Here is a 14,602-nt window from a genome sequence, read left to right as displayed (position 1 = left end):
CTGCGCGCGCAGGAAGTGAGCCTGTCCAGCCCGCAGGAAGTGGTGTTTATGAAGCAACAGGCGACACGATACCAGACCAACGAAGAGGAGCACTCCTCCTAGTCCCCCTAAGGCGGCGGGCCGTTACGCGACGGCCCGCCGAACGCGGCTAGTACATCGACGGCTCCACCGATTGCGAGCAGTCGCTGTTGGCGCTGGATTTGGTGCAGGTATAAGGCTCATTCGGCGATGCCGACGGCGCATTCGACGGGCCGCCGCCGCCGATACACCCACTCAGCATCAGCATCAAAAACACGAGAATTATTTTCTTCATCTCACCGTCCTCCATTGCGATTCCTCCCTTAAGTATATGTCGGGAAAGCGAACGGCACCGCTCGCCGGGGCGATATATACTCCTTTGATGCCTTGTTGGCGCACAACGTCGGCGAATGAGGAGGAAAAGATGCAAACCGACGACGAGTTGACCCGCTTTGCCGCGCAGGGCGCGCCGCCGTTGCTGCCCACGTCCAGGCAGGGGTTTGTCGAACATGACGGGGCGCGCATCTGGTATGCCGCCTATGGCGCGGCGCCGACGGTGATCCTGCTGCATGGCGGCCTGGGCCACAGCGGCAACTGGGGGTATCAGCTGCCGGCGCTGCTGGCCGCCGGGTATGGCGTGCTGGTCATCGACAGCCGTGGGCACGGGCGCAGTACGCGCGACGCCCGGCCTTACCGTTACGATCGCATGGCCGATGATCTGTTGGCGGTGATGGACGCGTTGCGAATCCCGCACGCCGCGCTGGCGGGCTGGAGCGACGGCGCCTGTGTCGCGCTTATCGCCGCCCATCGGGCGCCGCAGCGGGTGGACGGCGTCTTTTTCTTCGGCTGCAATATGGATCCCAGCGGCGTTAAACCGCCGGCCGCCAATCCGATCGTCGAGCGCTGCTTCGCGCGCCACGTGCAGGACTATGCCGCGCTGTCGCCGACGCCGCAGGAGTTCGATGAATTTGTCGCCGCCGTGAGCCTGATGATGAGCAGCCAGCCGAACTACACCGCGCAGGAATTGGCGGCCATTCGTGTGCCGGTGACGGTCGTTCACAGCGAACACGATGAGTTTATCCGCGCCGAACATGCTGCCTACCTGAGCGGCAGCATCCCCGGCGCCCGTCTGGTGACGCTGCCGGGCGTCAGCCACTTCGCGCCGCTGCAGCGGCCGGCATTGTTCAACCGCGCGCTGTTGGATTTTCTCGTCGATGTGATGCCGCCGCCTGCGCGCTGACGTGCGCTGTTCTATGCTGGAGACGGGGCATTTTTACATCATCGAAGAGGACAACATGAGCGAAAGCATTGTGGTCAGGCCGCTGGAAGCGCGGGACTACGCCGCCTGGCTGGCGCTGTGGCAAGGGTATAACGCATTTTACGGCCGTGAGGGGGCAACGGCACTGCCGGATGAGGTGACGCAGACCACCTGGCGGCGCTTTTTCGACGCCTACGAACCGATGTTTGCGCTGATCGCGGAGCATCAGGGGCAGGTGGTCGGGTTGACGCACTATCTCCTGCACCGCAGCACCATCCAGCTGCAACCTAACTGTTATCTGCAGGATTTGTTCACTGCGGAGACGGTGCGCGGCAAAGGCGTGGCGAGGGCGCTGATCGCGGCGGTTTATGAGCGTGCGCGGGAGCTGGGGTTGCCGCGCGTTTACTGGAATACCCACGAAACCAACCAGACCGCCATGCGGCTGTATGACAAAGTGGCGGAACGCCCCGGTTTTGTGATGTACCGCAAGGTGCTTTGACGCCTGGCGAAAAGAAAACGGGCGCCAAACGGCGCCCGGAGAGAGCGGCTTAAAAATCGACCGTCGCCTGGAGGCTGAGGCTGCGCGGTTCGCCTTCAATCACGCGCAGGTTACCGGCGCTGGAGGCATAGTATTCGCGGTTAAACAGGTTTTTCACATTCAGTTTCAGCTGGGTATGTTTGCCAAGCAGCTTGCTGTCCCAGGCGACAAAGGCATCCGCCACGGTATAGGCCGGCATGGTGAAACTGTTCTCCGGATCGCCGGCGCGGCGGCCGACATAGCGTGCGCCGCCGCCGACGCGCACCTCGCCGGGCACCACCGGCAGCGTCATGCGGTGGCTGAGGTACAGGCCGCCCATGTTGGTCGGGGCGTTGACCAGCCGGTTGCCGACGTTGGTCGGGTTGAGGTTGTCTTCGACGATCTCGGTTTTGTCGTAGCTGTAGTTGGCGGTGAGATCCCAGTTGCGCGCCACTTCGCCGTTCAACTCCAGTTCGACGCCGGTGGAACGCGCTTTGGGAATGCTGCGGGTCACGCCGTTGATAAAGATCGACATATTGCTTTCATCGATACGATAGAGCGCCAGCGTGGCGTCGAACGCCGGGGCGATCTGCCATTTGCCGCCCACCTCATAGGTGGTGCCGGTTTCCGGCGTGGCGACGTTGCCGTTATCGTCGATGGCGGTGGACGGCGTGAAGGAACGGCTGTAGTTACCGTACAGAGACAGGTTCGGCGTCAGCTTATACACCAGCCCCGCCTGCGGCAAAAACTGATCGTCTTTGTCATTGAGCGCATTTTTCGGCTTCTGGAAACCGTTGCTGTTGTTCTGGTAATACGACTGATAGCGCGCGCCCAGCACCGCGATCCATTGATCGGTGAGATGAATGCTGTCCTTGGCGTACAGGGAACGGCTGAACAGCGTGGCGCGCAGGTTGCTTGACGCGTCGCTGTAGGTGGTGCTGTCGGTGACCGGCGTTTCGCCATACGCCGGATCGTACATGTTGAAGGTCTTCGAGACCTTGCCGCGGTAGGAATAGGCCTTGTAAGTCTGGTTCTTCTCGTAGTCCACGCCCAGCAGCAGATCGTGTTGCATGCCGAACACCTCCGGCGAACCGGTCAGATCCCAGGAATAATAATCGGTCTGGTGATTGAAGCCGCGGTTGGCGTCGGCGCGGCGCGAGACGATGCCGGTCGTGGTGTCGACCGCGGTGGCGCGCACTTCGTTGCTGTCGTAACGGCGCTGTAGCCAGGCGTAGTTGAGGCGGGTGGTCCAGATCGGATCCAGCGCATATTCATAATGGGCGTTCAGGCGTTTGTTCTTGCCCCAGGCGCGGTTGGCGTAGTCATCCAGCCGGCGGTTATAGGGCACGTCGACCGGTTTGCCGTCGATAAACGCGGTGCCGCGATCGTAAGGAATGTCGTACTTGTATTCGCTGTAGGCGATGTTAAAGGAAGCCTGGTCGCCGAACCAGCTGAGTGAAGGCGCGATCAGCGTGTGTTCGTCGCTGCCGAAGTTGCGCCAGTAATCCTCGTGCTGGCGCTCGGCGATCAGGCGAAAGGCGAAGCCGCCGCCCAGCGGGCCGGTCACATCGACGCTGCCGCTGCCGCCGCCGAAGCTGTTGGTGGCGCCGCTAATGCGGGTGTTCCAGTCATACTGCGGTTTTTTGCTGATCAGGTTGATGACGCCGCCGGGGCTGAGGATGCCATACAGCAGCGAAGCGGAACCTTTCAGGACCTCGACGCGATCGGTGGTGGCGTCCATGCTCAGCCCCTGGTTGCTGCGCACGCCGTCGATGAACACCGAACCGTCGGAGTTAACCCCAAAGCCGCGTTTGACGAAGCCATCCTCGGTGCCGCCGAGCGTGTTGCCCTGGGTGACGCCGCTGACGAATTTCATCGCGTCATTGACGCTTTTGACCTGGAAGTCGTCAATCACCTGCGAGGTAACGACGCTGACCGATTGCGGCAGTTCACCGATTGGCGCGGCGGTTTTGCTGCCGGTTGAGGCGGTATCGGCGCTATAGCTGCCGGCAGGCAGGGCGGTGGCGGTCACTGTGATGGCGTCTTCCTTTTTTGCGTCGGGCGCGGCGGCGATCGCCAGAGCGGGGAACAGGCCGGCAAGCAGGGGCAGCGTACGCAGAACGTGATTTTTATTTCTTTTATTGGGGTGGCGAAGAACTGACTGGTGCATATCATTCCATGGTGAATTATAAATAATAACGATTATCATTATAATTATTATTTACTTGGCTTGGATAGAGGGCAAAGGAGAGATCCGCGCATTGCCCGATTTTATTTTGTCATCAAAGAAAAAGACGGTGGTTTTAGCGGTAAAAATCCGACGAGTTGACCATAATGATCAAGACGGTCGGGATGCCTTGGCAGTTTCTGCGCCAGGTGGGTGAGTATCGTCAATATATTGATACACAAATATATTTTTCCTTGATGAATAAACAGGTGTCCAGGCCGGCAAAACTGGCAATAATAGGCGGGTCGGCCGTTTATCTTCTCCTCATCGCCGACGGTTGTGACACGCAAAGACTGTCACCTTACGCTAGCGGAAGTCTCTGGATCCAAGATGCAAACCACCTCGTTGTCCGATACCCGGAAAATCTGGCCCGCGCTCATTATTTTTTTACTGGTGTTCACTCTGTGTCTGCTGGGCATCGTGAGCCGTCCCGGCAGCTTTCTGGCGCTATTCTGGCCGGCTAACGCCGTGCTGCTGGCCGTTTTGGTGCGCCGCCCGCAGTGGGCGACGCGCGCCGGCTGGGGAATGGCGGTGCTGGGCTACCTGGCGGCGGATCTGTTGACCGGCAGCGCGTTGGAGAAAGCGCTGCTGCTGAACGCCGCCAATCTGGCCGGCGTGGTGGTGGGCTATCTGCTGTTCATGCGGCTGTCGCCGCCGGCGCGCATGTTGCAACGCGGTGCGTCCAGCATGTATCTGTTCGGTATCTGCCTGGCCGCCGCCGCCGCTACCGGCTTGGTGGGGGCCGCTGCCTCGCAGTGGCTGTTCGGCAGGCCCTATTTGACCTCGCTGGCGCTGTGGTTCTCATCTGAATTCACCAACTACGTCACGCTGATGCCGTTCATTCTGGTGTTTCCCGCCGATTGGCGACATCGCCTGCGCGCGGCCTGCGCCATGTTGATACAGCGCAGCCAATGGCCGCAGGCGGGGGGGAAACTGGCGGTGTTGGCGCTGCTGGCGCTGGCGGCGGTCTGCAGCGTGCTGATCGGCGGCCCCGGCGCGGTGATCTTCCCGATGCCGGTGCTGCTGTGGCTGGCGATGTCCTTTTCGCTGTTCAGCACCATGATCGCGGTGCTGGTTTACGTGCTGTGGTGCCATCTGGCGATCGATTTCGGGTTGCTTAGCACCACGCTCGACATGAAGGTGCTGCAGAACGCGGTATCCATGCGCCTGGGCATCGCGCTGCTGGCGCTGGGGCCGATCGCCGTCGCCAGCATGAACTATGCGCGCAACGCGTTGTTGCGCACGCTGGAGCACGTGGCGAATCACGATGCGTTGACCCACGTGCTGACGCGCAATGCGTTTATGCAGCGCGGCGAGCGGGTGATCGATCAGAAAGGCGAGCTGGTGTGCGTCATGATGCTCGACATCGACTATTTCAAATCGATCAATGACCGTTTCGGCCACGCCGGTGGCGATCAGGCACTGATGGCGTTTACCCGTGCGATCGCCGCCGATCTGAACGTCAACGATCTGTTCGGCCGCATGGGCGGCGAAGAGTTTGCCATCGTCTCGACGCTCGGCCAGCCGCAGCAGGGGTTGCAGCTGGCCGAACGGCTGCGGCAACGCATTGAGGCGGAATCGATCACCATGCCGGCCGGCCATCCGCTGCAGATCACCGTCAGCATCGGCATGGTGACCTGCCCGGGCGGTTCCGGCCATAGCCTGGCCGACCTGCTCAAACTGGCGGATCTGGCGGTATACAAAGCGAAAAATGCCGGCCGTAACCGGGTCGCCACGCCGGAATCTTACCCGCCGAACGATCCGGACCGCTGAACTTCCGATCCGGGCCGCGCGCCCGCCGTCTAAACTGGTAGGGGGCACGGGCAACGTCCGCCCGTGCTGAACCGACTGTCCTTAATCAGACAAGAGGATACCAGGATGAAATACGTAGACGGGTTTGTGGTGGCGGTGCCGGCCGCCAACAAGGAGGCTTATCACCGGCTGGCGGCCGCTGCAGCGCCGTTGTTCAAAGAGTTTGGCGCCACGCGCATCGTGGAGTGTTGGGGCGATGACGTGCCCGACGGCAAACTCACCGACTTTCGCGGCGCGGTGAAGGCGCAGGAGGGCGAAGTGGTGGTGTTCAGCTGGATAGAGTACCCCTCCAAGGCGGTGCGCGATGCCGCCAACCAGAAAATGATGAACGATCCGCGCATGAAGGCGCTGGGTGAAATGCCGTTTGACGGCAAACGCATGATCTTTGGCGGGTTCGCGCCGATCCTCGATGCCTGAAGGAGGCGCCGATGGCCAGAATTACGCAACATCTGTGGTTTGAAAAAGACATGGAGGCGGCGCTGAATTGCTACGTCGCGCTGATCCCCGGTTCGTCCGTGAACTGGTTTTCCGTTCTGCCGGCGGATACGCCGAGCGGCCCGGCCGGCAGCGTGAAGCTGGCCTCCTTCACCTTGGGCGACCAGCGCTATGCGGCGATCGAGGCCGGGCCGTTGGATCCGTTCAATCACAGCTTTTCCGTGATGGTGGAATGCGACGATCAGGCGGAGGTTGACCGGCTGTGGGATGCGTTGAGCGAGGGCGGCGAAGCGGAACAGTGCGGCTGGCTGCGCGATCGCTGGGGGTTGTGCTGGCAGATCGTGCCGCGGCGCCTGACCGAGTTGATGAACGACCCCGACGCCGCGCGCGTGCGACGGGTCACGGAAGCGATGCTGCTGATGGGCAGAATCGACATCGCCGGCCTGGAAGCGGCGGCGCGGGGCTAGCGGAAAGAGAACGAGGGAGAGAAAGAATGCATCGAGAGCGGCACAGTTTGAACGCATCGGCTGGCTGCGGGCGGCGGTGCTCGGCGCCAACGACGGCATCGTCTCAACGGCCAGCCTGCTGCTGGGCGTGGCGGCGGCCAGCGCCTCGCATTCCGCGCTGATGATCGCCGGCGTCGCCGGGTGGGTGGCGGGCGCGATGTCGATGGCCACCGGCGAGTACGTGTCGGTGTCGTCGCAGGCGGACACCGAAAAGGCCGCGCTGGCCGAGGAACAGGCGGAGCTGCTCGAAGACTATCCGGGGGAGTTCCGCGAACTGACGTCTATCTACGTGCATCGCGGGCTGGATCCGGCGCTGGCCCGGCAGGTAGCGGAAAAGCTGATGGCGCATGATGCGCTGGAGGCCCACGCGCGCGACGAACTGGGCATTTCCGCCGCCACGCGCGCCCGGCCGCTGCAAGCCGCGTTGGCATCGGCCCTCAGTTTCTCTCTCGGCGCGCTGTTGCCGCTGCTGGTGGCGCTGTGGGTGCCGGTTGCCTGGACACGTCCGGCGCTGGTGGCATCGGCGCTGATTTCCCTCGGCATTCTCGGCGGCATCGCTGCGAAAACCGGCGGTGCGCCGATCTTGCCGGGCGTGGCGCGTATCCTGATCTGGAGCGCCCTGGCGATGGCGGTTTCCTCCGGCGTCGGCATGCTGTTTGGCGTCGCGGCCGGCTAGCGCCGCGCTTGCATCAATCTGCTGCACCTCAAGTTCAGTATTTATCATTTGTCAGCCGCCGGCGTTCACGGCATGGTGACGGCAACGCCAAATCAGTCAGGGACATTTATGCAAAAATCACAGATTCAACCGTGGGTTGCGCAGCATCCGCTGTTGCAACGAATGGTCGCCCTCGAGCCTATCACCTGGTTCAATCCGCGTGCGACAACGCTGGCCGCAGGCTTGCCCCATGTCGGCCTGACCGCCGCCGACGTCGCCGCAGCGGAGCAGCGCCTGGCGCGCTTCGCGCCTTATCTCGCCGCGGCCTTTCCCGAAACCCAGCCCACTGGGGGGATCATCGAATCCGAGCTGGTGGCGATCCCCGCCATGCAGCAGGCGTTGGATCGGCGCTATGGGCTGCAACTTGGCGGGAAGCTGCTGCTGAAAAAGGACAGCCATCTGCCGATCTCCGGCTCAATCAAGGCGCGCGGCGGCATCTACGAGGTGCTGACGCACGCGGAAACGCTGGCGCTGGAGGCGGGGCTGCTGCAGACCGGCGACGACTATACCCGGCTGTTTTCCGACGAGTTTCGTCAGTTCTTCAGCCAGTACCGCATCGCCGTCGGATCGACCGGCAATCTGGGATTATCCATCGGCATCATCAGCGCCCGGCTGGGGTTTGACGTCAGCGTGCACATGTCGGCGGATGCGCGGGCGTGGAAGAAGCAAAAGCTGCGCGAAAACGGCGTCACGGTGGTGGAGTACGCCGAAGATTACGGCGTGGCGGTCGAGCAGGGGCGCAAGCAGGCGGCGAACGATCCGCGTTGTTTCTTTATCGATGATGAAAACTCGCAAACTCTGTTCCTCGGCTACGCGGTGGCCGGCGGCCGCCTGAAGCGGCAGTTCGCCGAGCAGGGCATCGTGGTGGACGCGCAGCACCCGCTGTTCGTGTATCTGCCGTGCGGCGTCGGCGGCGGGCCGGGCGGCGTGGCGTTTGGCCTCAAGCTGGCGTTCTGCGATCACGTTCACTGTATTTTCGCCGAACCGACCCATTCGCCCTGCATGCTGCTCGGCGTCTACAGCGGGCTGCATGACGGCATTGCGGTGCAAGATCTCGGCATCGACAACCGCACCGCGGCGGATGGGCTGGCGGTGGGGCGCGCCTCCGGCTTTGTCGGCCGGGCGATGGAGCGCCTGCTGAGCGCGTTTTACACCCTGAGCGATGAAGAGATGTTTGCGCTGCTCGGGCTGTTGGACAAGCACGAGCATCTTCAGCTGGAGCCGTCCGCGCTGGCCGGCATGGCCGGGCCGTGGCGCGTTGCAGCCCATGCGAAGGCGCTCAGCGAGCAAGGCATCAACGCCGAGAGTCTGGCGCAGGCGACGCACCTGGTATGGGCGACCGGTGGCGGCATGGTGCCGCCGGCGGAAATGGCGAAGTATCTCGCCGCCGGGCAGGCGGCGGAATAAGGCGCAGTAAAAAGGGGCGAAAATCGCCCCTGATTGCCTGCCGTGCGGTTACAGCTGTTCGCCGTTGCTGGCGATCACCCGGCGGTACCAGTCGAAGCTCTTCTTGCGTGAACGCTCGAGCGTGCCGGTGCCGTCGTCATGCTTGTCGACGTAGATGAAGCCGTAGCGTTTGCTGTACTCGCCGGTGGTGAACGATACGCAGTCGATGCAGCCCCACGGCGTATAGCCGATCAGGTCTACGCCGTCTTCAATCACCGCTTTCTTCATCTCTTCGATATGGGCGCGCAGATAGTCGATGCGATAGTCATCGTTGATCCGGCCGTCCGCTTCCACCTTGTCGAAGGCACCGAAGCCGTTCTCCACGATAAACAGCGGCTTCTGGTAGCGTTCATACAGCACGTTCAGCGAATAGCGCAGCCCGACCGGATCGATCTGCCAGCCCCAGTCGGAGGCTTTGACGTGCGGGTTAGGCACGTTGCCCGGGAAGCCGAACATGCCGTCACTGCCGTCCACCGCGTTAGCCTGCAGGGCGTTGCTCATGTAATAGCTGAAGCCGATGTAGTCGGTGCAGCCCTCGCGCAGGATCTGCGCGTCCTGCGGCTGCATCTCGATCTTCAGCCCTTTGCGTTCCCAATCGCGCAGCAGGTAGCTTGGGTAGTAGCCGCGCATCTGCACGTCGGTATACAGATAGCGTTGGTGCATCGCCTCGACGGCGTACATCACGTCGTCCGGCTTGCAGGAATACGGGTAGAACGGCACGCAGGCCAGCATGCAGCCGATCTTGAATTCCGGGTTGATCTGATGGCCGAGTTTGACCACCTGCGCGCTGGCGACGAACTGGTGGTGCAGCACCTGGTACAGCGCCTGTTCCGGATTGTCTTCCTGGGTGTAGTCCACGCCGGAGCAGCAGTAGCCGAACAGCGGATAGCGGTAGTTGCTCTGGTTATTGATCTCGTTGAAGGTCATCCAGTACTTCACTTTTTCGCGGTAGCGGCGCATCACCACCTCGCTGAAGCGCACGAAGAACTCCACCACCCGGCGATTTTTCCAGCCGCCGTAGGCCTTCACCAGATGGTAAGGCATTTCGAAGTGGGACAGGGTGATCACCGGCTGGATGCCGTATTTCAGCAGTTCGTCGAACAGATCGTCGTAAAACTGCAGGCCGGCCTCGTTCGGCGTCGCTTCGTCGCCGTTCGGGAAGATGCGCGTCCAGGCGATCGAGGTGCGGAAGCATTTGAAGCCCATCTCGGCGAACAGCGCCACGTCCTGCTTATAGCGGCCGTAGAAATCCACCGCTTCGTGGTTAGGGTAGCGATAGCCGTCGAGCACGCCGTCGGTCATCACGCGATCCACGCCGTGCGAGCCGCCGGACAGCACGTCGGCGATGCTGGGCCCTTTGCCGCCCCGATCCCAACCGCCTTCAACCTGGTGCGCGGCGACCGCGCCCCCCCACAGAAAATCCTTCGGCAACTGTTTCATCGTCAATGTCTCATCGGTTTATTTAATGAAGGGTAATAACGCTGCGTTGGGAATAGAGTAGCAAGACCGAAAGAAATGTCACGATATAACAAATCACCGTGGAAAGTGATTTGTCACAATAAAAAAACAGCCTGTTTTATTTTGCCGAATTAATATGCCCGAGCCGTTTACCGATGGTTTCAATAATGTAAAGCACGGGGATCTGCGTGGTGATATTGTGATGCCCGCCGATCAAATGCTGCGGAACGTGGTAGGAGAGGTTGAAGTCCGCCAGCCGCGCCAGCGAAGAGGTTTCGTTGTTGGTGATGCTGATGATCTTGCAGTGGTGCAGGCTGAACTGGCTGGCCAGCCGCAGGATCTCTTCGGTTTCGCCGGTGACCGACAGTATGATCGCCACCGCGTTTTTATACATGTCGCTGTTGACGGGATAATAAGGATCGTCGATGTGGGTGCTGAATTTCCCGACGTTGGAAAAGAAACGCGCGCCATATTTCCCCAACGCGCCTGAGGTGCTGATACCGACGAAAATAATCCGCTCGGCGGCGGCGATATGGTGCACCGCCTGATCGATCAGCTGATTAAACTCTTCGTTGCTGACGCTTTTAAAAAAACTGAGGATTTCGCCGATGCCGGAATCGGCCGGCGGCGCATCGGTTTGTTCCAGGTACAGCTTGAAACGGATGCGAAATTCCGAATAGCCGTCACAGCCCATTTTCTTGCAAAACCGCAGCACGGTGGTGGTGGACACGCCGGCGGCCTCGGCCAGCTCGCGGATGGTCATGTACATCACTTGATTCTTGTGTTTGCTGACGTAGGTATAAACCATCAGCTCCAGGGCGTTGAGCTCGGCGATTGCTTTATGGGTAAACATGAGTCGGTCCGGCGGCTGAAAACGGGAAGCTTATCTGCGGGTTAACATAGCAAAATTCACCGCCGCTGGCACTGCCGGGCAAAAAGAAAAGCCGCACCAGTCAGGCGCGGCCCAGGGTTCACGACGAACAAATAAAGCAAAACGTTCCGGAAGACATGCCATGAAAACGCGTTTCATCACACCGGGTTAGCATAGGTCAGCTTACTCCGGCGGCAAAATGCCGGTTTCTGCTTTCTAAAGTGAAAGAACGGCAAAGTTATGGCGCCGCATCCCTGGCGCGTGAGCGTGCCAGCAGCGGCGGCACCACCAGGTACAGGGCGGCGGCCAACGCCCACACCAGGCCGGGCCAGACATCGCGCGTGGCGGCATACAGCGCTGTCGCCACCAGCGGCCCCGCGACGCCGATCAGGCTGCCCATGCTGGCGAGCGTCCCTTGCAGCTCGCCCTGATGATCGTCGTCCACCTTGTGCGCCATCAGCGCCTGCAGCGCGGGCAACGCCATGCCGCCCGCAGCGAAGAACGGCAGCAGGGCGAACGGCACCCAGCCGCGCGTGGCGACAGACAACAGCGCCAGGCCCACGGCGTCGGCGGCCAGGCCGATCAGCAGCGCCTTGCGCTCGCCAAGCCGCGCGACCAGCGGGCCGATGGCAAAGGCCTGCGACAGCGCGTGGCAGGTGCCGTAGCCGGCCAGCGACAGGCCCGCCACCATCATGCTCCAGCCGAAACGATCCTGACCGTATAAAATCCACAGCGTGGCCGGCGCCTGCGAAACCAGCGCCATAACCAGATAAATGCCGGCCAGCGGCAGCAGGCCAGGCTTGCCGTGCAGCCGGCGCAATGACGAGAAGGGATTAAGGCGAATTTTCTCGGCGGCGCGGGGGCGGGATTTACGCGATTCAGGCAGCAGGAAAAACGCCATCACCAGGTTGAGGGTATTCATCATCGCCGCCGCCAGGAAGGGCGCATGCAGATGCCATTCGCCCAGCGATCCGCCGAGCAGCGGCCCGACGATAAAGCCGACGCCGAACACCGCGCCCACCAGGCCGAAACGCCGCGCGCGCTGGCCGGCGGGGGTAATATCGGTGACGTAAGCGGTGGCGACCGCCATGTTGGCGCCGGTGATGCCCGCCAGCAACCGCCCCAGATAGAGCCAGGCCAGCGTCGGCGCGAACGCCATCAGCAGGTAGTCGGCCGCCGCGCCGGCGAGCGAAATCAACAGCACCGGCCGCCGCCCGAAACGATCGCTCAGCGCGCCGAGGATCGGCGAAAACAGAAATTGCATCAACGCATAGGCCGCCAGCAGGGCGCCGTAATGCACGCTGCCGGCATCGAGACCGCCCAGCGAGCGCAACAGCGCCGGCAGAATAGGCATGATCAGACCGATGCCCACCGCATCCAGCAACACCGTCAACAAAATAACCAGCATGGGTTTTTTCAAAATTGTGACTCTAACAGTGATAGAGTATGGAGTATTCCACAGTTACCCTATCAGTGATAGAGAGATGAGCGAAAAAAATACTACGGCGCGTTTAACGCGTGAAACCGTCCTGCGCGGGGCGCTGGCGTTACTGGATGACATCGGCATCGACGCCCTGAGCACCCGTCGCCTGGCGCAGCATCTGGGCGTGCAATCCCCCACGCTCTATTGGCACTTCAAAAACAAGGCCGAGCTGCTGAAGGCGATGGCGGAAACCATCATGTTGGACCACCGCGAAGAGGTGCCCGCCGACATCCCCTGGCAGGCCTGGGTGACCGCCAATGCGATCAATTTCCGCCGCGCGTTGCTGGCTTACCGCGACGGGGCGCGCCTGCACGCCGGCACCCGGCCGCAGGAACCGCAATTCGCCATTATCGAGGCCAAGGTGGCGCTGCTGTGCCGGGCGGGCTTTACGCCGGAACACGCCGTTAATCTACTGTTCGCCGTCGGGCGTTTCGTGGTGGGTTGGGTGCTGGAAGAGCAGCAAATGCAGCCCGACGATGCGCTGAACAAAGCCGATCGCCGGCGCTACCCGCTGCTGTGTGGAGGCTGGGAAAAGCTGCAGGACAAGGGGGCAGACGCGCTGTTCGAAGCCGGCCTCCGGCTGTTGGTCGACGGCGCCGAGGCTGCGTTGGCGAACGCCAATAATCACGGTTAGCAATCATAAAACCGGGCTTATCTATACCGCAATACGAGTATCCGCACATGCGGGTGATCTGCCAGGACGCCGCGCCGATCGTGCGGGCTTCGTGGATGCGCGGCGTTTCGGCGCTGCCCAACGTGTTCGCCCATGAGTCCTGGATCGACGAGCTGGCCTGGCGCGCCGGCGAGGATCCGATCGCGTTTCGTTTGCGCTACCTGAACGATCCGCGTGCGGTGGCCTTGATTGAAGCCCTGATACGGCAGGCGAACTGGCAAGACGGCCCGGCGTCGATCGCCAGGGCCGCTACCTTTACCCGGCGTTTCCCTATACCGCCTTTACCCGCACCCGCGACGACGATCTGCAGGCGCTGTACGCCTACCTGATGTCGCAGCCGCCGGCCACCGATCTGCACTTTCCGTTCAATATCCGCCAGGGCATCTTCGCCTGGAACCTGCTGTTCCTGACGCCGGGCGCGATGCAGGAAGACCCGGCCCAAAGCGCCGCCTGGAACCGCGGCGCTTATCTGGCCGAAGGGCTGGGGCACTGCAGCGCCTGCCACTCGCCGCGCAACGTGCTGTTCGGCGAAAAAACCGGTAGCGACCACCTGGCCGGCGGCGTGGCGGAAGGCTGGACGGCGCCGGCGTTGACCGGCCGCTCGCCTGCGCCACTCGATTGGACGCAGCAGGATCTGGTCGATTTCATGCGTACCGGCTACTCAGCCAACCACGGCGTGGCCGCCGGCCCGATAGCGCCGGTGATCGAAGAAGGGTTGTCCCGCTTGCCGCAGGCCGATCTGCAGGCAATCGCCGTCTATCTGCGCAGCTATCATCCTGAAACGGCGGCGGGCGCGACGGCGGCCGCGTTGAACGCTCAGGCGGAACGGCAGGTGGAGCCCCTGAGCTCGCAAGGCGCGCGGCTGTTTTCCGGCGCCTGCATGGCTTGCCACGCGCAGGAAAAAGGCACGCAGATGGCAGGAGTGCGGCCGTCTCTGGCGCTGAACACCAACCTGTTTGCCGAGGCGCCGGACAACGCCATTCGCGTGGTGCTGGATGGCATACAGCGGCCGGCGAACGCCGAGCTGGGCTATATGCCGGGCTTCCGCCATAACCTGGATGACGCGCAGATCGCCATCCTGCTCAACTATCTGCGGCAGCACTACGCCGGTCAGGCGCCGTGGCCCGATCTGGCGGCGCAGGTCGGCCGCCTGCGAGCAGAAACCGCGCAGAAATAGCCGCAG

General features: G+C 62.1%; 12 protein-coding genes and 2 pseudogenes. 9 read left to right on the top strand and 5 right to left on the bottom strand.

Annotation, left to right across the window (positions count from 1 at the left end):
• Nucleotides 1-148: 148 nt before the first annotated feature.
• Nucleotides 149-313, bottom strand: coding sequence for a hypothetical protein (locus HMPREF3138_RS14895; protein ID WP_223294939.1), 165 nt, complete (start codon nt 311-313; stop codon nt 149-151).
• Nucleotides 314-442: 129 nt separating this feature from the next.
• Between HMPREF3138_RS14895 and HMPREF3138_RS14890 the strand changes: the two genes are divergently transcribed.
• Both HMPREF3138_RS14890 and HMPREF3138_RS14885 read left to right on the top strand, forming a co-directional pair.
• A complete protein-coding gene (locus HMPREF3138_RS14890; RefSeq protein ID WP_038871537.1) occupies nt 443-1,258 on the top strand; it encodes an alpha/beta fold hydrolase in 816 nt (271 codons plus the stop codon).
• A gap of 55 nt (nt 1,259-1,313) precedes the next feature.
• Nucleotides 1,314-1,775 carry a GNAT family N-acetyltransferase gene (locus HMPREF3138_RS14885; RefSeq protein WP_038871698.1) on the top strand — a complete coding sequence of 154 codons (462 nt, stop codon included), beginning with the start codon at nt 1,314-1,316 and terminating at the stop codon, nt 1,773-1,775.
• Between the two features lie 49 nt (nt 1,776-1,824).
• Here the strand turns inward: HMPREF3138_RS14885 and HMPREF3138_RS14880 are convergent, their stop codons facing one another.
• Nucleotides 1,825-3,963, bottom strand: a complete 2,139-nt coding sequence (locus HMPREF3138_RS14880) for a TonB-dependent siderophore receptor (RefSeq protein WP_371326904.1) — start codon at nt 3,961-3,963, stop codon at nt 1,825-1,827.
• Nucleotides 3,964-4,350: 387 nt separating this feature from the next.
• Between HMPREF3138_RS14880 and HMPREF3138_RS14875 the strand changes: the two genes are divergently transcribed.
• The 5 genes and pseudogenes from HMPREF3138_RS14875 (at nt 4,351) to HMPREF3138_RS14855 (ending at nt 8,895) form a co-directional block, all read left to right on the top strand.
• On the top strand, nt 4,351-5,793 hold the full coding sequence (locus tag HMPREF3138_RS14875) for a GGDEF domain-containing protein (protein ID WP_038871539.1): 1,443 nt from the start codon (nt 4,351-4,353) through the stop codon (nt 5,791-5,793).
• A gap of 105 nt (nt 5,794-5,898) precedes the next feature.
• Nucleotides 5,899-6,249, top strand: a complete 351-nt coding sequence (locus tag HMPREF3138_RS14870) for a DUF1428 domain-containing protein (RefSeq protein ID WP_038871540.1) — start codon at nt 5,899-5,901, stop codon at nt 6,247-6,249.
• Nucleotides 6,250-6,260: 11 nt separating this feature from the next.
• The gene (locus HMPREF3138_RS14865; RefSeq protein ID WP_038871542.1) at nt 6,261-6,734 is read left to right on the top strand and encodes a VOC family protein; all 474 of its coding nucleotides are present in this window, start codon (nt 6,261-6,263) and stop codon (nt 6,732-6,734) included.
• Between the two features lie 26 nt (nt 6,735-6,760).
• Nucleotides 6,761-7,449: pseudogene (locus tag HMPREF3138_RS14860) on the top strand (VIT family protein).
• Nucleotides 7,450-7,557: 108 nt separating this feature from the next.
• Nucleotides 7,558-8,895 carry a D-serine ammonia-lyase gene (locus tag HMPREF3138_RS14855; protein WP_038871546.1) on the top strand — a complete coding sequence of 446 codons (1,338 nt, stop codon included), beginning with the start codon at nt 7,558-7,560 and terminating at the stop codon, nt 8,893-8,895.
• A gap of 48 nt (nt 8,896-8,943) precedes the next feature.
• On the opposite strand, the gene HMPREF3138_RS14850 is transcribed toward HMPREF3138_RS14855, so the two are convergent.
• The 3 genes from HMPREF3138_RS14850 to tet(41) all read right to left on the bottom strand — a co-directional run bounded on the left by HMPREF3138_RS14850 (nt 8,944) and on the right by tet(41) (nt 12,683).
• Complete coding sequence (locus HMPREF3138_RS14850; RefSeq protein WP_094966299.1) at nt 8,944-10,380, bottom strand: 6-phospho-beta-glucosidase; 1,437 nt, start codon at nt 10,378-10,380, stop codon at nt 8,944-8,946.
• Nucleotides 10,381-10,510: 130 nt separating this feature from the next.
• Nucleotides 10,511-11,245, bottom strand: a complete 735-nt coding sequence (locus HMPREF3138_RS14845) for a MurR/RpiR family transcriptional regulator (RefSeq protein WP_038871550.1) — start codon at nt 11,243-11,245, stop codon at nt 10,511-10,513.
• A 256-nt stretch (nt 11,246-11,501) separates the two neighbouring features.
• Nucleotides 11,502-12,683 carry a tetracycline efflux MFS transporter Tet(41) gene (gene tet(41), locus HMPREF3138_RS14840; RefSeq protein ID WP_065425903.1) on the bottom strand — a complete coding sequence of 394 codons (1,182 nt, stop codon included), beginning with the start codon at nt 12,681-12,683 and terminating at the stop codon, nt 11,502-11,504.
• 64 nt (nt 12,684-12,747) lie between these two features.
• On the opposite strand from tet(41), the gene tetR reads away from it, so the two are divergent.
• Both tetR and HMPREF3138_RS14830 read left to right on the top strand, forming a co-directional pair.
• Nucleotides 12,748-13,380 carry a tetracycline resistance transcriptional repressor TetR gene (gene tetR, locus HMPREF3138_RS14835; RefSeq protein ID WP_038871703.1) on the top strand — a complete coding sequence of 211 codons (633 nt, stop codon included), beginning with the start codon at nt 12,748-12,750 and terminating at the stop codon, nt 13,378-13,380.
• A 244-nt stretch (nt 13,381-13,624) separates the two neighbouring features.
• Nucleotides 13,625-14,596 (top strand): annotated as a pseudogene (locus HMPREF3138_RS14830) (cytochrome c); the annotation flags it as partial.
• Nucleotides 14,597-14,602: the final 6 nt, after the last annotated feature.

This window comes from Serratia sp. HMSC15F11, from assembly GCF_001808215.1.
GTDB lineage: Bacteria > Pseudomonadota > Gammaproteobacteria > Enterobacterales > Enterobacteriaceae > Serratia > Serratia nevei.
The sequence above is the reverse complement of the archived record's forward strand: the minus strand, read 5'-3'. Positions and strand labels throughout refer to the sequence as shown.